This window comes from Alkalicoccus halolimnae (assembly GCF_008014775.2).
Lineage (GTDB): Bacteria > Bacillota > Bacilli > Bacillales > Salisediminibacteriaceae > Alkalicoccus > Alkalicoccus halolimnae.
Genome location: NZ_CP144914.1, coordinates 950,941 through 971,504 on the forward strand (window position 1 = coordinate 950,941; position 20,564 = coordinate 971,504).

A 20,564-nucleotide genomic window follows, 5' to 3' on the forward strand; every position below is an offset into this window, starting at 1 on the left:
ATGCTTAATTTCCAAGGAGGTTTTTAATATGAGTGAAAAATTTGATTATGTCATCATTGGCGGAGGCAGCGCCGGTTCGGTCCTTGCCAACCGTTTAAGCGACGGCGGAGAACACAGTGTGCTGGTACTGGAAGCAGGAAGAAGCGATTATGCGTGGGATCTGTTGATTCAGATGCCGGCAGCGCTGCCGTTTCCTGCAGGAAAGCGACTGTACGACTGGAAATACTTATCCGATCCGGAACCGTATATGAACGGCCGGCGTGTGAAGCATGCCCGCGGAAAAGTGCTCGGCGGTTCAAGCTCTATCAACGGAATGATTTATCAGCGCGGAAATCCACTGGACTATGAGCGGTGGGGAGCAGACACCGGAATGGAGCAGTGGGATTATGCACACTGCCTTCCGTACTTCAAACGTCTGGAAAATGCGTTAGCTTCAAAAGATGATCATGAATACCGCGGCCACGATGGTCCGCTTAAATTAGAACGAGGACCGGCAAAGAATCCTTTATTCCAGGCTTTCTTTGAGTCTGCTGTCGAAGCGGGCTATTCAAGGACGCCGGATGTGAACGGCTACCGTCAGGAAGGGTTCGGTCCGTTTGATAAGCATATTTACAAGGGCAGACGCATGTCTGCATCCCGTGCCTTTTTGCATCCGGTCATGAAGCGCAAAAACCTCACGGTGAGAACCCGCGCGTTTGTCGCTAGTATCGATTTCGATGGTACAACGGCGAACGGTGTCACCTACAAACGTAACGGGAAAATGCACAAGGTTGAGGCGGGGGAAGTAGTTCTTTCCGGCGGGGCGATCAATTCACCGCAGCTGCTGCAATTGTCAGGTGTAGGGGATGCTTACCACCTGCGCTCCCTCGGGATTGAACCGGTCGTTGATCTTCCGGGAGTAGGGGAAAACCTGCAGGATCACCTTGAATCCTACATTCAGTATTCCTGCCCGCAGCCGGTTTCAGAGCAGCCGAACTTAAAGAAAACTCGTATGCCGTGGATTGGGCTGCAGTGGCTTCTCGGACGCAAAGGACCTGCCGCAAGCAATCATTTCGAAGGCGGTGGCTTTGTTCGCTCCAATGAGGAAGTCCCTTACCCGAATCTGATGTTCCACTTTCTCCCGGTAGCGGTCCGTTACGATGGGCAGAAAGCAGACACAGAGCACGGATTCCAGGTTCACGTCGGGCCGATGTATTCGGATGCCCGCGGAAGCTTGAAGATTCGTTCGAAAAATCCAAGAGAACATCCCAGCATGGTCTACAACTATCTTTCTACGGAACAGGACCGCCGCGAGTGGATTGAAGCGATCAGAATTTCACGGGAAATTATGGCTCAGCCGTCGATGGCGCCTTATAACTCAGGAGAAATTTCCCCTGGTCCTGCTGTGCAGACAGACGAAGAGATTTTGGAGTGGGTCGCAAAAGACGCCGAAACTGCGCTTCATCCGAGCTGTACCGCTAAGATGGGACCGGCTTCTGATCCGATGGCTGTCGTTGATCCAGAGACGATGAAAGTCCACGGACTCGAAAATATCCGTGTTGTCGACGCGTCAGTGATGCCTTATGTAACGAACGGCAACATTCATGCTCCGGTATTGATGCTTGCAGAAAAGGGAGCGGACCTGATCCTCGGACGTAAACCGCTCGAACCTATCCATGCAGACTTCTACCGTCACGGTGTTCACCCGGCAGATTCAGGCACAGTGAAAGCTTAATAAGAGCAATTTAATAGGGAAGGCCCTTTTCAACATGCAAGGCTGCATGGTTGAAGAGGGCCTTTTTTGTGGTGAAACATTACTTTCAGCGATGCTGAAAAATGGTAGTCACCGTCTGTATTCTGCTGAAGACGATCCCCTCGGAGAGCGTCTCAAGTGATACAAAGACGGCAGAAAGGAGAGAAATTTATAAATAATAAGTTCATCATATATAATCAATTATTTCCGATTGGACTTCTGCAGGTCCCCATCGAAATACCCCTTTGATGAATGATTTTTTTCAGGTTCACAATAGCATTTCCTTCATACACTTGATCCATGATCGTTTCAATTTTTTCGTTTTCCTGCCTGCTTATTTTCTGCTTCATAAGCATCGTTTGAAACCACTCGCTGATTTCTTCGGGGGATACATTCCCCGCAATAGAAGAAAGCCGGTCATATCCATGTGAGATTTTTTCTTCCAAATCGACTTCTCCACCAGCATAAAAATAGAAATCATTTTTACGCATCCCGCTTTTTATTTGTTCTACTTTTTCTTTACTTCCGGCATCTTTTATTCCTATGACCAAGTCCAGCTTACTTAATTCAATAATACTTTCCTCCGATAAATCGAAGCCGGTTCTGCCTGGATTGTTATATAAAATGGCTGGTTTATTACTGTGGTCGATAATCCTCTTCGTATAAATGAGTGCTTCTTCCTGGGTCGGTATGACATAAGGAGGATACCCAAGCATGATACCGGCTATTTTTGTGTGAGATATCTTTTCCGCTAATTTCTCGGCCTCTTTCTGCCTGGTGGAAGCAACACCAAATATAATTTCCATATTACTCATAAGATCTTCTTCCAGTTCCAAAGCGTTTATCAGATCTGTTTTCTCCGGAAGACTTAAACTGTGTTGTTCACCAGTCGTTCCTGACACAAGAACAGACTTTACTCCTTGGTTATACAGGTCTCTTATATGGCTTATCGTCTCTTGAGTATTTAAAGATTCATCTTCAAAAAAAGCTGTCGGCACGGCAATATGAATTTTTTCTTTCAGCATGCTGTTTTCTCCTTTCTCTTTTTTATCTGCTTTATCGAGGGGGCGGTCTGTCTGCAGCGAAGATCCTGTACCTTATTCAATTTTTACTGGGTTACCTATACATAAAATCTTCTAATTAAGACTATACACGATTAGAAGGGAGAAAACTGCTGTGCGAAAGGAGGTTTATAACACAAAAAAGCCGGTTTCTCCTTTTCAGAGAAACCAGCTTCGTTATATTTTCGATATTCTATTCATTAATCCACTCATCAATCAGGTCCTGATTCTCATCAATCCATTCCTTCGCTCCATCAAGAGGATCTTCGGCACTTTCCACGTAGTCGATGAGCTCGCCGATTTCCTGGTCGTCCATCTTCCAGTTTTTAAGCCACTCGTCTACTTCCGGATGATCGTCTGCAAAACCTTGACGCGTCGCATGGTGAATTTTTTCGGAACCGCCGAATATGTTCTCAGGATCATCAAGGAATTTAAGATCATGACTGGAGAAGACCCAGTGAGGGCTCCAGAGAGGGACAACGATCGGTTCTTCATTACTTACGGAATTATCTACTTCCCCGAGCATGGCCGGTTCCGAGCTTGGCTGCAGGACAAAATCGAGGTCATATTCCTGGATAGCATCTTCCGTTACTTCCATCGTTCCTGCGCCGGCATCAAGACCAATAATTTCGCCCTCAAACATCTCTTTATGTTCATTTAAATCTTCGATACTGTTCACTTCGTCCACGTATTCCGGTACGACGAGTCCTACCTGGGCGTTATCAAACCAGGTTTCCTCGGAGAAATCCACCGAATCTTCGTATTGTTCCAGATAGTTAGCGTCCTGAACCGGCAGCCAAATTTCCAGATTGGCATCCAGCTCACCGCTTGAGAGAGCTTCCATCGTAAAGCCCATTTCCAATACGTTTAAATTGACGGTGTATCCTTCTTCTTCTAAAATAGCTTTCCACATGTTGGTTACAGCAATGTTTTCAGACCAGTTAATCTGGGAAAACGTTAGTTCTTCTCCGTTTGATTCGGTTTCTGTATCCGTATCCTCTTCCGTTTCCGCGTCAACTTCAGCTTCAGCCGGGTTGCTGCCTGTATCTGCCTGTTCGTTGTCCGCTTCTTCATTTGAATTTCCGCAAGCTGTAAGTGTAACCGCTGCGAGTACGGTAAAGCTGAGGCCAAGTTCTTTTTTCCAACTATTCATGTGCTTCACTCTCCATTATTTTTATTTTGAATATTAACAACGTTAAATTTATTAAATAAAAATTTAATATAAATTTTATAGTTAACCTGTCTCTTCTATAAAAAGAGACAGAGGAAACGTTCATTTTCGAGGCAGTCCACAGGGAAGGGTGAACCGCCTGTTCCGTTCACATTACTTTTTAGGATCTTTCGGGAGAAACTCAAATATTTCCCCGGACCGGATACTTGCGACAAGGTCATCCAGCCAGTGATAGTAGGCTTTGGAATCTTCAAGCTGGTCATAGTATTTTTTGGACTCTGTCACCATCTCCGGCGTGCTGGAGGAATCCTTCATGACGTCAACTAAATCTGCCTGGGCTTCTTCAATGGCTTCCATGTTCATTTTGACTTCCCGTTCCCACATCTGGCAGTAAAAAACCATAAAGGAACGGAAAAAATTTTTCTCGGCTGCATACGTATGTTTTCTGGAGCCGCGGGTGTAGGTTTTTTTCACCATCTCGATTTCCTGCAGCTTACGGACACTTGTACTCATGCTCGGTTTGCTCATTTCAAGCTCCGTCCGCATTTCATCGAGCGTCATCTGATCTTTAAAGTACATCGTCGCATACAAATTTGCAGCAGCGGGAGTGACCCCGTATAAATCCATTGTTTCTGCAATAGCACCGATGACTTTATCTTTTGCGTCTTCAATTTTTTTTCTGGATGTTTCCGCAGATTCGTTCATAAAGTCGCCCCTTCGGTCTAAAGTAAAGATCGTTAAATAATTATTTAATCTTCTTTATAAACTTCATGTTACCTAACTCATTTGAAATGTCAATGGAAAAACGAAATTTCCTCAGTGGAAAAAAGGACTGACCTCAACAGGGAGAGCACTTTTCCTATCTTTTAATTCTTGCTGCTGTTTTACGTATCCAGGCATTTTTGACAGCTCTGAAGAGCCGTGATACGATATGATTAACGTTAAATAAATTTTTAACAAACTTAATTATAACATAAAAACTGGAGTTGACTGATTTGAATTTAAAACTACAGCACTATATTAACGGCAAATGGACAGATGCACAGTCCGGCAGCACGCGGGATATTATTAACCCTTTTAATCAGGAAATTATCGCAGCGGTTCCGGAAGGAGACGAGAACGATGCCAAAGCAGCGATTGCGGCCGCAAGAGAAGCATTTGATAACGGCGGATGGTCTTCCACGCCGGCAACGGAGCGGGGGACTATCGTACGAAAAATTGCGGAGCTCATTGAACGTGACAGAGAAGAGCTGGCGGAACTGGAATCACTCGATACCGGAAAAACAGTAGAAGAAAGCCGGGGCGACATGGATGATATTGCCGGCGTCTTCCGATATTATGCCGAAATAGCAGACAAAAACGGAGGAGAGCTGATCGCTTCTCCTGTACCGGACTCCCTCAGTAAAGTCGTTCACGAGCCGGTGGGCGTGTGCGGTCAGATTACACCTTGGAATTATCCACTGCTTCAGGCGTCCTGGAAGCTGGCCCCGGCACTTGCGACGGGCAATACGCTTATCATGAAGCCGAGTGAAATCACTCCGCTTACGACAGTAAAAGTATTTCAACTGATGGAGGAAGCGGGCGTCCCTGCTGGAGTCGCAAACCTCGTTCTCGGCGCAGGAGGCACAGTCGGTGCAGAGCTCGCCGGTAGTGTTGATGTGGATCTTATTTCCTTTACCGGAGGCATTGTCACCGGCAAGAAAATTATGCAGGCGGCAAGTGTGAATGTGAAAAAGCTTGCTCTTGAACTCGGCGGAAAAAATCCGAATATTATCTTTGCGGATGCGGATTTTGATATCGCGGTAGACCAGGCGTTAAACGGCGTATTTTTCCACGCAGGGCAGATCTGCTCGGCCGGTACAAGGTTAATCGTAGAAGAAAGTATTCACGATGAATTTGTGAACGCACTCGTCGAGCGGGTGAAGAACTTTAAGCTCGGCAGCGGTTTTGATGAAGATACGCAGATGGGGCCGCTTATTTCGGCAGAGCACCTTGCTAAAGTAGAGGAATACGTGAAAAATGGGAAAGAGGAAGGTGCAACCCTTGCAGTCGGCGGGAGCCGTCCAGAGGAGCCGGAGCTGCAGGACGGATTTTTCTACCTGCCTACGATATTCACAGACTGCACGACAGACATGCACGTCGTGCAGGAGGAAGCGTTCGGTCCTGTTATTACGGTCGAAAAATTTCAGACTGAAAAAGAAGCCGTCAAGATTGCGAACGACTCTATCTACGGCCTTGCCGGCGGCGTCTGGACAAACGACACTACAAAAGCAGAGCGCTGTGCTGCAAACATGCGCATGGGGACGGTATGGATTAATGAATTCAACTTGTATTTCCCGCACGCGCCGTGGGGCGGATACAAGCAGTCCGGTATTGGAAGGGAGCTCGGAAAACTCGGTATTGAAGAATACACCGAAACAAAGCACATCTTCCAGAACTTGAAACCTGCACCGCTCAACTGGTTCTAAAATGCACCAATAAAAATATGTCTACGACTGGAGGCAGGCCTCATTGATTATGAGACCTGCCTCCAGTTTTTTATGTGGAAAAGAAGTTCTTTAAATTAACTTATAAAAAAATGCGAGTACCTTTCTGTTCTTTCACCAGCTCCGCTGAGTGTATCAACAAATTATGTAGTGAAAAGATATAGTAATCCGAGCACAAAAAAGAGGGAAGTGAGGATGCTCATAAAAATCAAATACGCTTTGCCGGGGTTAAATGCATCATCCTTTTTCATGTCTATTAACGACCATAGATTTAAAATCGCAATAGTGAAGTACATGATATACAAGGGCAGGTTTAACGTAAAATACAGAATCAGCATGATGACAGCGAGAGTTACCATAACAATTCTTGAAATGCTCAAATAAATAACATCCTTTATAGAGAAATTTAGGCAGCGGACAAGGAATAAGGTCATCCGCTCCTGAGAAAAATGAAATCTTTTTTCTGGTTTTCAGCTAGGAATTGTTCCTATACTTAAGGCTACCTTGAAAATAAAGTAGATAAGCGATGAACGTACGCTTTCGTTTCCATGGGGACGCTTTCCGGGCGGGCCGGCCTCAGCTGATCCCTTCTTTCCTGCGGTCGGGAGGGATGGATCTTCGGCTCGTCCTCCATCGCCCCGGAGTCGCCCCATGTCCTCTTCCGCTTACGGTAAAAAGATAGAGAAGTATCTGCCATCTAATAAAGAAAATTCCTTCTTGAAAATCATTCATACCACCTTAATAGATAGGAAATTCCATTCCTGTAAAAGGGGATTTTCATCCTTCATGGTGCAAGGCTTTTGCATGAGTGTCTCTGTTATAGCTCCGTGTTGTTTTTGGAGTGCCTGCGGCTTCCCCTGCGTCCGGGAGGATCTGCGCGCCTTCCGCAGGCGTCTTGCCCTGGCACTGGTTTCTACCTTGGTACCTTCTTGATTCAACAAGCGGGCTTTCTGTATTAGAAAATTAAAACGAAGCGGAAATATGCCCGTGGAAGAAGGAGATCTCCTCCACGGCAGGTCAGTTGAAGCGGAGTTATCAACATTTATCAACACCAGACTTTACGACAGCTTTACTTAAAAATATTAAAAAGCCTTTTGAACAGTCTTTTTATTTTAGGAAACCAGACGATGATTGCAGCTAGTGCAAGGATAATGAACGATTCCATCTGTGGCATAGTGTCTCCTCGGTAGAGAACAGAAGCAAACCAGAGGGTGAGTATAGAAAAACCAGCAATTAAATAGGGCTGGTCTTCTTTTGAATTAAGCAAATAGAACTCTCCTTTAATCACATGTTTCTCCAGGTTTTATAATAGGTTTCTTAAATAAGGCTGCCTTGAAAATAATTTTGATTAGTGAAAAAGGGAGTGCTTTCGTTCCCATGGGATCACAGGGCCGGCTTCAGCTAATTCCGTGTGCGGGGTAGGACTCGTCCTTGATCGCCTCGGATTCGCCCCGTGTGCCTTTCAGCTTACGATAAAAATGACCGGGCAGCATATACAAAACCCATTCTTGATTCAACCAGCGGGCTTTCTGTGTTGGAAAATCCTGCAGAGGCGCAGCCCGCCCGGAAATCTCCTCCACGGCATGTTGAAGCGGAGTTTTCTGCATGTATTCACAATAGATTTTAACACAGCTTCAATGAAAAAGGACGAAGCTGGGCGCGCAGACGCCCCTGTGCTCATTTTCTGGTACTAATTAAACGTCTTTCTTATAAATCGTCTACGTAATTAAACACTTCTTCTATGCTCTCCACCCGGTGCGGCTGCCTGCCTTCCTGATAGATAAAATAGGAGGGATAGATGACTTCATCTCCTGCGATCGCTTCCGTCATTTCATGGCTGTACCCATTGATGGACCAGTTTCCTCTATCGCTGCCGGGCTCATTTAGTTTTTCATGAAACGTACTATTCTGAATGGCAAACTCCATAGCTTCTTTTGAATCATCTTCCAAAAGAGCTAGTACAAATCCGCCATCATAACTTGGAAGTACAGCCTCTTCTATATAGGAGTGAATAGTTTCCAGGTTCGTATACTCAATTTCAATCCGTTCCGCGCGTACGACAGGAAGCAGAGAAGAGTCTTCCAATATATAGTTTTCTCTGTTTCGGGAGACCTGCGGCTCAAATGCATCGTCCATGATCACCCGCATTTCTTTAGGGACAGGAGCTTCCAGAATTACGGGGTTCTCCACCTCTTCTTCTGTTTCCAAGTAGACGATTTCAGTATCCTCATCGTACGCTACTTGATAGGCTTCCACCTCGTACTCTTCCGAATCAAAGTCTCTTACATAATCCGCTGTTAATTCTTCTCCGTTCAAATTATCTTCTACAAACAAAACGATCGGCGTGCCGTTTTCCGACGTGCCCAGATTTTGCCCGGTAATCTCCGTGTTTTCCTCCTCTGCTCCACAGGCAGCGAGAAGAAAAACGAACGGCAGCAGTTTTTTCATTATGTATCCCCCCGTGTCTTCTTTCTTTTTATACGGAAACGAAGGGAAGAAGTTCCTCATTCCATAATTAACGAGAAATAGATTACATTGGAGATATATTTTTCTGAAGATGTTCTCAGCGGTAAACATCAGCAAGATTCAAAAAATTCGCCCAGTGTGAAGCCAAAAGTAATTTGAATAACGACACATTTTCAAGAGAGAAGATTCGTTCAAGTTAATTAATCGTTTCTAGGAATTCGAAATAAAAATTACCAAATAAGCAAAATAAATACCAAATTATGTACTATAATGTATTAATTTCCTGTAAAATGAAGTTATCCATCGTAAATTTTCAGAATTATTAGAATGGAGAGGGTATTGTTGACGAGATATTTTAAATATGTGGCTATGAACGAAGGGAACGAGGATTGGATGTATGAAGAACTTCAAAATGGGAGAGCCCGTTTTGGGTGGAGTGGTCCTGGTTCAAACCTTAGAAAGATTAAAGCGAAAGATATTGAAAATAGAAGTCGGGAAGAAAAAGTAATATGGAGATATACGCAATTTCTTATTCAACGATTAGAGCTAGGAGACCGTTTGGTTGTTCAGCTGGAACGACCTTTAAGAAAATTTCTTATTGTGGAAGTTACCGGTGATTATAAGTCCACCGACCCGAAGCAAAAAGACTTTAACCATTACGTGGAGTGCCGCCTTATTACAGATGATTTTATAAATGTAGAATCGAAGGCCGTTTCCCAATCACTCAGGCACCACCTTTCCAAAAGAGGCCAGTACTACTTAATTTATGATCAGGATGCGCAGGCAGAACTAGAAAAAATAAGTCAGCAAGCAATACTAAAAGATAAAACTTTTTATGAAAATAATCAAAATGATCGATCGACAGAATTCGAAATAAATCGAATGAATGAGGATACTCTCCAGCGCACGTATGAATCGATCTCTCAAAAATGGCCCAGCGCCTATTTCGAAAAATTTGTAGCTGATTTAATTAATTCCACTTATGGAATGGAGGTTTTTAATCAAGGAGATACAAAGCAGGGGTGGGATCTTACAATGAGAATACTGGATCCTATGGATCATAAATCACTCCTGCATGACGACGTGCCGGTGCAGTGTAAAAATTATCAAGGAGATGTTATTGGTACAAGGCCTATTGATGATTTGGAAAGGTGTACCGCAAATTCTGATTCACCGATCGTCTATCTGTTTATTCTGGGAAACTTAACAGAACAATTTAATAAGGAATTTAATGAAAGACTGGAAATACAAAAAAATAAGCGGTATGTGGAATGGAAAATTGTTGGTCAAAATCAAATCGCGCAGATGTATTTAAATAGTATAAATTTTCAAAGATAAATAAGAGGAAATATTCCTCGTTTAAAAATGAAATGAAAACCAACTTAGTTCAAACAGCGGATTGATCGGCTTATTTAAAGGGTATTTACAGTGGAAAAGAGGAGAAATGATTTCATGTGATGAAGTTCAAGAACTCCCATGTGGTAATAAATACAAATTACAAACATAACCCCCAGGCCCACAGCGAGATGCTGAGAGAAGGGAAAGCAGCGGCTTATTATCATCCTTGGAAAGAAAAAATCAAACGTATTCAGAAAGGGGATAAAGTCTTTTTGTACCAGAGCGGAAGAGGCATTGTCGCCATAGGTATCGGTACCGGTGTGGTGGATGCAAAAGACTACAAAGGGCAGGTGGATGAAGAATACTTCACGTCGCTGAATTCGTTTCAGAAACTGAAGGCCCCTCTTTCCGCAAGAGAAATGAAAGAGATTGCCGGAAAAAACATAGTTTTTCAGCAGACTTATTTATCACTGGATGAAGAAGCTGGAGAAAAAATCTGGACATACATTACACAAAATTATCTAGAAGAGCCAACTGATAAGAAATAAGAGCTGAAAAAATTATGGTTCTCTGTTACCAAGTAAAAGCAGGAGAACGTAAATCCGTTCCAGTCCTGATTACAGGAACTTACTCCTCCATTACTGGTCGATTGAAACCGGGTTTACTCCTCAGTAAAATTATCATTATAAGAACCCTTTCTGATGGTTATTTCGTAGTCGTTTTAACCTTGTCGGAGGCGGGTTCTTTTTTATTGGTTCTGTTAAAGCTTCGTGTTGTTTTCGGAGTGCCTGCGGCTCCTCCGCCTGCCGCGGAGATAACATGCGGCTTTCCTTGCGTCCGGGAGGATCTTCCCGCTTTCTTTTTCCGCAGGTGTCTTGAAAAATCACCTTGGCACTGGCTTCTACCTTGGTACATTTTTGATTCAACCAGCGGGCTTTCTGTATTTATCAACAATAGACTTGGTTCTTACGCGAACTTGGTGGTAAAAAGATATATCTTTAATAATTCTAAAATGAATTAATTATCTCAAAATGCTCATGCCTGTTACTGTGGCTTTTAAAGGGAAGAAGCAGATTGTAAATGATAAAGAGCAGGAACGATCCCCTTTATGTACGTAAGAGCCATAGACTTTAACAGAGACACTCATCCAAATATTTTTGCACCATGAAGGATGAAAATGCCCTTTTACAAGAATAGAATTTCCCATCTATAAAGGTGGGATGAAGGATGTTCATGAAAGGATCTTCTTTAATAGGTGGCAGATACTTCTCTATCTTTTTACCGTAAGCTGGAGGGGACATGGGTCGACTCCTGGGCGAATAAGGACGAGACGAAGATCCATCCCGCACGACCGCAGGGAGGAAAGGATTAGCTGAGCCCGGCCCGCCCGGAAAGCGTCCCCATGGAAACGAAAGCGACCATTCATTGCTTATCTGTTTTATTTTCAAGGCAGCTTTTTTATTATACGAATGAAGTATGTCCGTCGCATACCTGTTGTAAATCTGTGCATAAGCTGTTTTTTTCATTAGATTCTCATAGTGACGAGGAGGAGCGTATATGAAACAGCCAGGAAAATATCGAATAAATTCTTTTCCCTCAAGCAGAATATCGACAATTGATATTGGAGCTGCCAGTAAAAGAAAACATTATATAAGGGCATTAATCGAGCTGGATGTAACAGATGCCCGGCAGTTGATTCTTGAAAAAAAGAAGCAGAAACAGAACGTTTCTTTTAACGCCTGGTTCATTAAATGCATTAGTAAAACAGTAGAAGAATGCAAAGAGCTTCATGGAGTCAGGAAAGGGAAGAAAAAAGTCGTTATTTTCGAGGATATTGATATATCCATCATGATTGAAAGAGAGGTCGAAGGAGAAAAAGTGCCGCTGCCTTATGTGATTCGAAAGACCAATGAAAAGGAAATGGCAGAGATTCATGAAGAAATAAAAGCAGCACAGGCACAGGCTGTCGACGGCGAAGGGGATTTCGTTTTAGGAGAGAAGAAAAACGCATATTTAATGAAAGCCTATTATGCTATGCCCGGGTTCGCCAGAGGATTTGTCTGGAAAAAAATTATTGGAGATCCTTTTTTGACAAAACAGTACATGGGGACTGTGATGATTACTTCTGTAGGGATGATAGGAAAAATTAATGGCTGGGTTCTCCCCATGAGCATTCACCCCCTTTCTTTTGCAGTTGGTTCCATTATTAAAAAGCCGGGAGTAAAAGATGGTAGAATCGAAATAAGGGAATATCTTTTCGTAACAGCTGCCGTTGACCATAATGTCATCGACGGAGCACCTGCAGTCAGAGCTTTATCGAAGCTGATAAAGCTGGTCGAAAAGGGAGAAGGGTTATGACAATCGTTAGTCGAAGCAAATTGAAAGCTGCCGGTATGACCAAAAAAAGCGCAGTGACTGCGCTTTTTTCAGAATGTTTATTTGGTAAAGAGTGAAGAATTTTTTTAGTTCGTATATTCAATTATGCCCTTTGTCCTGACTCTGTTAAGAATCTTCCGACTGCATTTCCATCTCTTAGACGTCCCCGCCGTACACTTCAAAGAACAGTTTTTATTTGATCTGCTTCCTGCTGAGAACGGTAACCGTAAGCAGGATGATCAGCATACCGAGAAGCTGGATGACGGTGAGGTGATCTCCGAGAAGAAGAACGACAAACAAAGAAGCTGTCACCGGTTCTACCATAGCGACCATCGAAGCAGTGGTCGGTGCCGTATATCGAATACCAACCACATAAAAGATAAACGAAAGGCCTGCACCGATAAGTCCTAATAGAAGAAACCAACCTAAATCACCTGATAGAACAACCCTGGCAGCTTCATTTTTATCTGCAAAGAAAATAAGGATAATACAAAAAGAAAAGAAAGCGAGTGTCAGGATCGTCTGCGGCTTTCCATAGGCAGAGGCATTTTTAAATCCGAAAATAAATAACGCATAGGAAAGCCCCGCAGCAAGCCCCGCAGCTGTTCCGAGGTAGCTCACGGAAAGGGAAGAGATATCATAGGACCCTGTAAGCAGGAAAATCCCCATCAGCACACTGGCAATACATCCCCATTTAAACCATGTCGAACGCTCTATTTTCAGTAAAAAAGAAGTTAACAGAACGAATATAGGAGCGGTATACATCAGCGTAGCGGCAACAGCAACACTGGAGGCCTCGATACTTAGAAAATAAAAGGAGAAATTGCCGGCTACTCCCACACCGGCAAGCATAGACCAGATGAATGTACGCCTGGACACGTGCCGGCTTTCTCCGAAGCGAACGAGAAACCACGCAAAAAAACATAAAAATCCGACAGCGCCCCGGTAAAAGGAGATGACGATGGGATCCCAGCCTTCAGCTATTAAAATAGCAGCAATCCCCCCGCTGATGCCCCAGCATACAGCGGCCAGTATAATTAAAAATAACCCTTTAGCCTGCATTTGTTCCTCCTGAAAATAAGTGATCTAACGAATTCTTTAGAAATCCTCCTGCCGGGGAAAAGGCATGTACATGACTTCCAGCTGGGTGCTTTCTCTAAAGAATGATTAATCCTGAAAAATAAAGGGAAGCGTTTTTTGTTTTCATACGACCAGTTTCTTCAAGGGTAGTATTATTCTGTACTTTCCACCCGCCAGTCTCCTTCGCGCCGCTCGTCGAGTGCTCCTGTTATCTCTCCCGTTCCGCGGTCAATTTCCAATACCTGCATAGATCCAAAATAAAGAGGCGTCGGTGGCTCACGAATTTCACTGTATCCGATAGAAAGCAGTTCGTCCTGCTGCTCCGAATCTGGAGGCTCTTCCATAATAAGCGCATCCTCATCCAGCTGAAAACGAGGGGCCTGGACGGCTTCTTCCAGGTCAGCACCGCTTCCCGCCCAGTCTGCGATCACCTGCGTGAGCATGATCGGGATTCTTTCGCCACCGGGGCTTCCGATTGCCAGAACCGGCCCTTCCTCATCAGCGGCTATCATCGGGGAGGACCACGTTACGGAGCGTCTTCCGGGCTCGGGTTCATTCACTCCATCTTGACCAATACTGAATCTGGCCATTTGATTATTGAGAAAGAAACCTTCTGCATAGACGCCGGAACCCCAGAAGTTCGTATTTGTATTTGTCATGGAAACCACAGTCCCCTCCGCATCGACGACGGAAATATGGGTCGTATTCGGGTCAAATCCCCCGTAGGACCCGCCGGAATCCACGGCAGTCAAAGATTCACTGGAAATCTCCTCTGCAATAGAAGCGTTGCGGGAAGAATCAGTTAAATCCTCTACAGGTACTTCTACAAACCCGGGATCTCCAAGGTCCGTTTCGAGAAACTGTCTTGCGATGCGCCAGGACATCGCCGTATGGTGAATGAAAGCCGTACTGTTTCGATCCATCTCTGCAATTTCTTTTGCTTCAAGCATCTGCAGCATTTGAATCACGTTGATTCCGGGAAGCGGGGGAGGGGCAGCGACGATTTCATACGATGCGAATTCCCCCGTGGCAGGCTCGTGACGGCCCACTTCAAAGCCAGCAAGAGAATCAGTGTCCACCCCTTCTATCTGAGAAGCCAGCTCCTCAGCGAGAGCTCCTTCGTAAAAAGATTCCCCTCCGCTGTCGTGTATTGCTTCCAGAGACGCTGCCAGTTCTGCCTGCTCCAGCTCGGCACCTTCACTTAAAGGAACTCCCTCAGGATAAAAATGTGCGAGCTGCTCTGCAGGAAGACGCCCCTGGCCTGATTGGAGCTGCTGGGACAGCAGTTCAGAAACTTCCGCACTTTCAGCAAGGGAAATTGCAGGATCAAGCAGGTCTTCCCATTCTGCTGAGCCGAAATCCCCGTGCAGTTCCATCATGCCGGCCACAAACCCCGGCACGCCGATATCTGAGTCAGGTATCCCTTCCTCCGGAACAACTTCCCGATAGTCATATGCCTGGGGGTCCTCTCCCTGTTCGTGAATAAGTGCTACGCCCCCGCCGCCGATCCCGGAAGCGAACGGCTCAACTACCGAAACGGCGTAAGCAGCCGCTACAGCAGCGTCGACCGCACTGCCTCCATTCTCAAGAACTTCCATACCTGCGTCGACCGCGTCCGGATGCCCGGCACTAACTCCATAAGAAGTTAATAGAGAAGTTTCCTCTGTATTTGTTTCATTGTCGGCATTCTCATTTTCTTCAGATTCGGGCTGGGAAGTCTCATTTTCCTGAACATTCTCCTCCGTATCGTTGGAATTGTCGGGAGCTTCTACCGGATCTTCTTCCGGAGAGCACCCGCTTACGAGCAGGGGTAAAATAGCAGCGGCAGTAAAGACATAAGCGATGGAAAGAGGGGTCTTTAAAGAAACGGTGGACTTGCTTCTGTCACCCATATCTCATGCTCCTTTCACTTTATTCGGAAAGCTGTGTTAAAGTTTGTTTTTGATAAATATAGAAAACTTCGCTGGAAACGGAACTTCCCCTCTTTACAGGTGGAATCGATGATGTTCAAGAAGAGGTTTTCTTTATTAGAAGGCAGATGCTGCCCGGTCTTTTTTACCGTAAGCTGTGGGGCACATGGGGTGACTCCAGGGCGGTCAAGGACGAGCAGAAGATCCATTTCTTCCAAACCGAAGGGCGGAAGGTACTGGAGGAACGCTTCAAAGGGAAATACGTGTGTTGTTCGGTTTTTCCCTGATTATCAGAAAGACAAACTACAGAAATTCCATTATTTTTCCTGAACAGAGCTTATCTGTGTGTTCGGGAGGGTGTAATGAAAAAGAGAAGCGGGAATAGAACAAGAAAGAACAAGTTTAATAATGAATACCATCTGTGTTCAGGGGGGGGGGCGGGAGAAGAGGTCTTTTAGATAAATGCCAGTAATTATCCAGTCTTTACTTATCAGGATTCGTAAAGAGCCCGGATGAAGTTGAAGAATTTACGATGGATTTTAAAAACATACATGATGCAGCAGTAACTCACCAGGAAAGAAGGTTCTCCTATGGCCTCTACTGAAAATACAGCAAAAGGGGAAAGAATAGAAATACTGGACCGGCTGCGGGGGTTCGCTTTATTAGGAATATTATTAATGAATTTCCCGGGTCTTGCAGGGGTTGCCTCTGATTCTCAACCTCTGCTTCGAAGTTTTTTGGAAATTTTAATCAAAGATAGTGCCAGACCTTTATTTGCCGCTATGTTTGGCATCAGTATCGCCCTTATTTATGATAGAACGAGGGAACGCCAGCGGAATCCATATCCGCTGCTGATTCGAAGGCTGGCCATTCTTGGTATTGCCGGAGCGGTTCACGGCTATGCTGTCTGGGCTGGAGATATCCTGATGATGTTTGCCATGGCAGGATTTGTGCTGCTTTTCTTTTTAAAGCTTCAGGATAAATGGCTTCTCTTACTGGGACTCGCGTTCTGGCTCCTTTATACGGTAGGCCTCGATTTTCTCAATCACTATACCCCTTATCTATTTGATTTGGAAACAGGGATGAAATCACTAGGGGGAGAAGGGATACCAGGCTACACGTACCTCCTTCGAGAGTTTTCTTCCATGGTCAGTCACCTGGGATTCTTTCTGCTCGGCAAGTATATGTATCGGAAAGAGGCTTTTTCTTATATGGAGGCGAACCGCCGTAAAATGTGGGTTACCGCTTTCTTCTTTTTCACTGTCGGGTTCTTTGGAAAAACTGCCATGATGGAAATGCCGGAAAATCTTTTCATTAACAGTTTACAAACCTTTTTCCCGTTTGTTCTCACTATCGGAGTGACGATTGGAGTAATACTTCTAGGAACGAGTCCGAAGCGGGTCTCCAGGCTGCTGCATCCCTTTACAGCGGTAGGAAGAACGACATTCACCAATTACCTTATGCAGTCGGTTGTGTTTGTTACGATCTTCGCAAATGCAGGAAGAACGATCTTCCGGGACGTCGGTATCTGGTCAGACCCGGGCTACTATTTTGCTCTTAGTATCGCAGTCTCACTGTTTCTCGCCCAAATGATCATCAGTCACTTCTGGTTAAAAAAATTTTATTACGGCCCGTTTGAATGGGTATGGAGAGCCGGCACCCATGGAAAGTTTGTTTCTTTCAGAAGATGAAAGTGACAGTGGGAGTATTTCTTTACTTTAAATTTTTCTTAGAATTGAGGAACGGGGTTTCTTTTATAGTGTAAGCCAGGTTACATCACAAAAGCTGACGTCCAGTTATAGTAAAGAGGTAATCTACTATATAGGAGGCCCAATCATGAGCGGAAAAATGAGATTTGAAGTATCAGGAAAAGCAAAAAATATGACTGCTGAACTGCAGGCTAAAAACCATACGATAATTATTGACGAGCCGGCAGAAATGGGAGGCGCGGATAAAGGACAGGATCCGCTGTCCAATATGCTCGCTTCGCTTGCAGGCTGTGAAAATGTGATCGCGAATATGGTCGCAAAGGAAATGATGTTTAGATTCAAGCAAGTGTGAGCACGTCAGAATCAGAGAAGCGTATCCAGGAGCTAAAACAGAAAACGGACTCGAGATGTCCGGTCTATACGACATTTGAAGCCGCTAATATTCCTATTACGGCCACGTGGACCCGTGCTTAATAAAAAAACAGCTCTCACAGAAAAAAGTTCTGTGGGAGCTTTGTCTACTTATATGAATCTCTGCGTTGCAACGTATCTTAATGAACCTTCTGGAAATAATAATATGAAGGTTCGTATACGAAGAAGACCCCTGGGAAAGACGGCGGCTCCTGAAGGATAAGGCGTCCGTCTGAAACGGAGGTCATGGTCGCTATTTGTTTTTTACAGAATGACCTTCTATTATAAAATGGAGTCATATAAAAAATATTACAGAAAGCGAGATGAAGGATATGGTAAAAGCGCTGTATTTGAACGGATCCCTAAAGAACAGCAGCGAGCCTTCCCACACATCGGGCCTGCTTCACAAAGCGACGGAATGGTTTACTCACCTGGGGGTGGAAACAGAAGAAATTCGTTTAGCGGACTACCGCATTCTTCCCGGAATGGCACCGGATATGGGAGAGGGGGATGAGTGGCCGCAAATTATGCAAAAGGTGCTGGCGGCTGATATTTTAATCGTCGCCACGCCCATTTGGATCGGAGAAAAAAGCAGTGTCTCAACGCTTGCGATGGAACGGCTATATGCCTCCAGCGGAGAAAAGAACAGCGAAGGACAGGCGATTTATTACAATAAGGTGGGAGGAGCCGTCGTAACAGGGAATGAAGACGGCGCGAAAGAATCAGCGAAATCGATTCTGTACGGGCTGTCCCATATCGGCTTCACTGTCCCGCCGAACGTAGACGCCTACTGGGTAGGAGAAGCAGGTCCGGGACCGTCTTATCTGGAAACCGGGCAGGACAACGCCTTCACGATCAAAAATACTAAAATGATGGTCCACAACCTCGTTCACTTTGCCCGTATGCTGAAAGAAAACCCGATTCCTGCAGAAGGGAATACAGGAGAGTAAAGATGATAAATGCGGGAAATGAGGGGAAAACCTTAAAACGTCACTTTCCTTAAACGCACTGGCAAAATGGCTGAAGGAACGTGAAATTGAGGAGCTCTTTAGAATTTATAAATATAATATGCGAGGAGGAATACGGATGTTGCTAGACAAAATTGAAAATATCGCCTTAACTGATTTAGAAGGAAATACCGTCTCCCTTCATGATTTTCACGGTAAAAAGACGTTAATTTTTATGTGGGCTTCCTGGTGACGATGCAGAGGACAGCTGCCAGGGTGGCAGCAGCTATATGATAGAAAAATAGGGGAGAATTTCGAAATTTTATCCGTAGCGGTCGATGGCCAGGGTGCCGGGACCGTAAAGCCTTTCTTAAAAGAAACGACTTTTCCTACGGTAATAGATGAAAACAATCAATTAGTAAATTTGTTTCAGTTCAAAAAAATCCCTAATGGAATATTTATTGATGAAGAAGGTACGATCCGGCTGCTCAAAGAAGGATTCGATGTGGCAGACCCTGCGGATGTCAAAGCGGTGGAACAGTTGATCAGCGGGGAAGCAGAAACGGTGAATTTTGATAAAAGTCATAATGGCAGCCAGGAAACCGGTCTTGAACTTCAGCTGGCCCAGACCAAATACAAACTGGGTATGGAGTACGCCAGACAGAAGAGAGACACGGAAGCGTTGAAAGAGCTGGACGATGCTGTTCTATTGGACCCGGATAATTTTACGATACGGAAACAGCGCTGGCAGATCCGTTTTCCGGAAAAATTTGGTTCTGAAATTGATTTTGACTGGCAGCAGGAGCAGCTTCAAAAAGAAAAAAAGCAGGAAGATCTTCATAGAAGCCAGGGACTGGTCTGCGGGCCGGATGGCTGCTTTCTTCCTGGAAGCTAAGTAAGGAACTCCGTAGCATCAATAACAAAACAGAAGAATAGCAGATTTCAATAGAAAAACCACTGGAGGATAAGTTGTTCTCCGGTGGTTTTTTTAGGCTGGCTGCTTTCTAAAGAAAGAAGACCCTTTTTGATCATCATTTACTCCATCTGTACAGAGAGGAAGTTCTTTTCCTGTACAAGGATATTTTTCATCCCTTCTGGTGCAGGGGTCCTGAATGAGTGGCTCTGTGCAAGCTGCCTGTTGTTTTTGAGTGTCCGGGGCTTTTTTTTCTTCGCGGCAAGCGAAACAACTACCCCTGTATTAATAACTTTATCACTCATGTACCTGGTTCTATTCCCGTTATACGAGAAAACATTAGAATATGTAAATGTAATACCGCTTACGGATTGTCAGACCAAAAAATCGTTAAGCTGGTCTTGAGGAAAGGTATTAAGAAGAGTAAGGATGGATAAAGAAAAATAGTGTTTTTTGGAAAATATTAATTGGCCTGCTTATAGAGGTACAGGTGCCGCTTCGAAGAACAGTTTCCGGATTCTTTGAAGCACGTTAACAACGACCGCTGTGATAAAAGCGAAAAACAGGTGAGTGACAAGGCTCATCAACTGGTCAGGAGCCAACGCCTGACCAATCATGGTGCCCATTCCAAGCATCAGCGGCATGATCACCAGCGGACCGGCAATCCAAATACCGATCCCCAAAACGACCGCGGCAGTCCACATATTACGGATGAAGAAGGTCAGCATAACGAATGAGATACCGAATATGACGCTGATCACCATATGAACGAACCATCCGACAACGGTACTTTCACTCCCGACCATCGCAGCGGCCATGCCGATCATTCCCTGCATCTGCATCATTATACCGAAAAGGACCCCGCTGATAATGCCGCCAAACACGACGTAGGAAAGGGCTTTTCCTCCTGGACGTTTCACTTTCATCACGGTCCTTTGTTTATTTACAGGTTCAGCTTACTAAA

At 44.7% G+C, this 20,564-nt stretch carries 19 protein-coding genes; 10 read left to right on the top strand and 9 right to left on the bottom strand.

Annotated elements, in window-relative coordinates; translation table 11 throughout:
• Positions 1-28 precede the first annotated feature (28 nt).
• Entirely contained in the window at positions 29-1,714 is a 1,686-nt protein-coding gene (gene betA / locus FTX54_RS04230; protein ID WP_147803304.1) for a choline dehydrogenase, read from the top strand.
• Between the two features lie 215 nt (positions 1,715-1,929).
• Here the strand turns inward: betA and FTX54_RS04235 are convergent, their stop codons facing one another.
• From FTX54_RS04235 to cudC, 3 genes are all read right to left on the bottom strand, one after another.
• The gene (locus FTX54_RS04235; protein ID WP_147803303.1) at positions 1,930-2,757 is read right to left on the bottom strand and encodes a dihydrodipicolinate synthase family protein; all 828 of its coding nucleotides are present in this window, start codon (positions 2,755-2,757) and stop codon (positions 1,930-1,932) included.
• 229 nt (positions 2,758-2,986) lie between these two features.
• Positions 2,987-3,946, bottom strand: a complete 960-nt coding sequence (locus FTX54_RS04240) for a glycine betaine ABC transporter substrate-binding protein (protein ID WP_147803302.1) — start codon at positions 3,944-3,946, stop codon at positions 2,987-2,989.
• 171 nt (positions 3,947-4,117) lie between these two features.
• Positions 4,118-4,669: a choline uptake/conversion transcriptional regulator CudC gene (gene cudC, locus FTX54_RS04245; RefSeq protein WP_147803301.1), complete on the bottom strand. Its 552-nt coding sequence runs from the start codon at positions 4,667-4,669 to the stop codon at positions 4,118-4,120.
• 290 nt (positions 4,670-4,959) lie between these two features.
• Here cudC and betB point away from each other — a divergent pair, with 290 nt between their 5' ends.
• Positions 4,960-6,432 (top strand): betaine-aldehyde dehydrogenase, encoded by a 1,473-nt coding sequence (betB, locus tag FTX54_RS04250; protein ID WP_147803300.1) that lies wholly within the window; start codon positions 4,960-4,962, stop codon positions 6,430-6,432.
• A 161-nt stretch (positions 6,433-6,593) separates the two neighbouring features.
• Here betB and FTX54_RS04255 read toward each other — a convergent pair whose 3' ends face one another.
• The 3 genes from FTX54_RS04255 to FTX54_RS04265 all read right to left on the bottom strand — a co-directional run bounded on the left by FTX54_RS04255 (position 6,594) and on the right by FTX54_RS04265 (position 8,898).
• Positions 6,594-6,830: a hypothetical protein gene (locus FTX54_RS04255; protein WP_147803299.1), complete on the bottom strand. Its 237-nt coding sequence runs from the start codon at positions 6,828-6,830 to the stop codon at positions 6,594-6,596.
• 689 nt (positions 6,831-7,519) lie between these two features.
• Positions 7,520-7,717 carry a hypothetical protein gene (locus FTX54_RS04260; protein ID WP_147803297.1) on the bottom strand — a complete coding sequence of 66 codons (198 nt, stop codon included), beginning with the start codon at positions 7,715-7,717 and terminating at the stop codon, positions 7,520-7,522.
• A gap of 440 nt (positions 7,718-8,157) precedes the next feature.
• Positions 8,158-8,898 carry a hypothetical protein gene (locus FTX54_RS04265; RefSeq protein ID WP_147803296.1) on the bottom strand — a complete coding sequence of 247 codons (741 nt, stop codon included), beginning with the start codon at positions 8,896-8,898 and terminating at the stop codon, positions 8,158-8,160.
• Positions 8,899-9,258: 360 nt separating this feature from the next.
• Between FTX54_RS04265 and FTX54_RS04270 the strand changes: the two genes are divergently transcribed.
• The 3 genes from FTX54_RS04270 (at position 9,259) to FTX54_RS04280 (ending at position 12,612) form a co-directional block, all read left to right on the top strand.
• Complete coding sequence (locus FTX54_RS04270) at positions 9,259-10,254, top strand: hypothetical protein (RefSeq protein WP_147803295.1); 996 nt, start codon at positions 9,259-9,261, stop codon at positions 10,252-10,254.
• A 116-nt stretch (positions 10,255-10,370) separates the two neighbouring features.
• The gene (locus tag FTX54_RS04275) at positions 10,371-10,802 is read left to right on the top strand and encodes an EVE domain-containing protein (protein ID WP_147803294.1); all 432 of its coding nucleotides are present in this window, start codon (positions 10,371-10,373) and stop codon (positions 10,800-10,802) included.
• Between the two features lie 1,009 nt (positions 10,803-11,811).
• A complete protein-coding gene (locus FTX54_RS04280; RefSeq protein ID WP_147803293.1) occupies positions 11,812-12,612 on the top strand; it encodes a 2-oxo acid dehydrogenase subunit E2 in 801 nt (266 codons plus the stop codon).
• Positions 12,613-12,822: 210 nt separating this feature from the next.
• Here FTX54_RS04280 and FTX54_RS04285 read toward each other — a convergent pair whose 3' ends face one another.
• A complete protein-coding gene (locus FTX54_RS04285; RefSeq protein ID WP_147803292.1) occupies positions 12,823-13,692 on the bottom strand; it encodes a DMT family transporter in 870 nt (289 codons plus the stop codon).
• Positions 13,693-13,862: 170 nt separating this feature from the next.
• On the bottom strand, positions 13,863-15,602 hold the full coding sequence (locus tag FTX54_RS04290) for a gamma-glutamyltransferase family protein (protein WP_147803291.1): 1,740 nt from the start codon (positions 15,600-15,602) through the stop codon (positions 13,863-13,865).
• Positions 15,603-16,210: 608 nt separating this feature from the next.
• Here FTX54_RS04290 and FTX54_RS04295 point away from each other — a divergent pair.
• From FTX54_RS04295 to FTX54_RS04315, 5 genes are all read left to right on the top strand, one after another.
• Positions 16,211-17,311 carry a DUF418 domain-containing protein gene (locus FTX54_RS04295; protein ID WP_147803290.1) on the top strand — a complete coding sequence of 367 codons (1,101 nt, stop codon included), beginning with the start codon at positions 16,211-16,213 and terminating at the stop codon, positions 17,309-17,311.
• Between the two features lie 145 nt (positions 17,312-17,456).
• Positions 17,457-17,681 (top strand): hypothetical protein, encoded by a 225-nt coding sequence (locus FTX54_RS04300; RefSeq protein ID WP_338485459.1) that lies wholly within the window; start codon positions 17,457-17,459, stop codon positions 17,679-17,681.
• A gap of 391 nt (positions 17,682-18,072) precedes the next feature.
• Positions 18,073-18,690: a flavodoxin family protein gene (locus FTX54_RS04305; protein WP_246125589.1), complete on the top strand. Its 618-nt coding sequence runs from the start codon at positions 18,073-18,075 to the stop codon at positions 18,688-18,690.
• A 136-nt stretch (positions 18,691-18,826) separates the two neighbouring features.
• Positions 18,827-18,940, top strand: a complete 114-nt coding sequence (locus FTX54_RS04310; RefSeq protein ID WP_147803288.1) for a TlpA family protein disulfide reductase — start codon at positions 18,827-18,829, stop codon at positions 18,938-18,940.
• 171 nt (positions 18,941-19,111) lie between these two features.
• Positions 19,112-19,582, top strand: coding sequence for a thioredoxin family protein (locus FTX54_RS04315; RefSeq protein ID WP_246125588.1), 471 nt, complete (start codon positions 19,112-19,114; stop codon positions 19,580-19,582).
• A 494-nt stretch (positions 19,583-20,076) separates the two neighbouring features.
• On the opposite strand, the gene FTX54_RS04320 is transcribed toward FTX54_RS04315, so the two are convergent.
• Complete coding sequence (locus FTX54_RS04320) at positions 20,077-20,520, bottom strand: hypothetical protein (RefSeq protein ID WP_187254499.1); 444 nt, start codon at positions 20,518-20,520, stop codon at positions 20,077-20,079.
• Positions 20,521-20,564 lie beyond the last annotated feature (44 nt).

Coding starts and splice junctions, on each gene's coding strand:
- betA (WP_147803304.1), top strand. CDS start 29: ATGAGTGAAAAATTTGATTATGTCATCATTGGCGGAGGCAGCGCCGGT.
- cudC (WP_147803301.1), bottom strand. CDS start 4,669: ATGAACGAATCTGCGGAAACATCCAGAAAAAAAATTGAAGACGCAAAA.
- FTX54_RS04295 (WP_147803290.1), top strand. CDS start 16,211: ATGGCCTCTACTGAAAATACAGCAAAAGGGGAAAGAATAGAAATACTG.
- FTX54_RS04285 (WP_147803292.1), bottom strand. CDS start 13,692: ATGCAGGCTAAAGGGTTATTTTTAATTATACTGGCCGCTGTATGCTGG.
- FTX54_RS04300 (WP_338485459.1), top strand. CDS start 17,457: ATGAGCGGAAAAATGAGATTTGAAGTATCAGGAAAAGCAAAAAATATG.
- FTX54_RS04305 (WP_246125589.1), top strand. CDS start 18,073: ATGGTAAAAGCGCTGTATTTGAACGGATCCCTAAAGAACAGCAGCGAG.
- FTX54_RS04280 (WP_147803293.1), top strand. CDS start 11,812: ATGAAACAGCCAGGAAAATATCGAATAAATTCTTTTCCCTCAAGCAGA.
- FTX54_RS04290 (WP_147803291.1), bottom strand. CDS start 15,602: ATGGGTGACAGAAGCAAGTCCACCGTTTCTTTAAAGACCCCTCTTTCC.
- FTX54_RS04235 (WP_147803303.1), bottom strand. CDS start 2,757: ATGCTGAAAGAAAAAATTCATATTGCCGTGCCGACAGCTTTTTTTGAA.
- FTX54_RS04310 (WP_147803288.1), top strand. CDS start 18,827: ATGTTGCTAGACAAAATTGAAAATATCGCCTTAACTGATTTAGAAGGA.
- FTX54_RS04265 (WP_147803296.1), bottom strand. CDS start 8,898: ATGAAAAAACTGCTGCCGTTCGTTTTTCTTCTCGCTGCCTGTGGAGCA.
- FTX54_RS04240 (WP_147803302.1), bottom strand. CDS start 3,946: ATGAATAGTTGGAAAAAAGAACTTGGCCTCAGCTTTACCGTACTCGCA.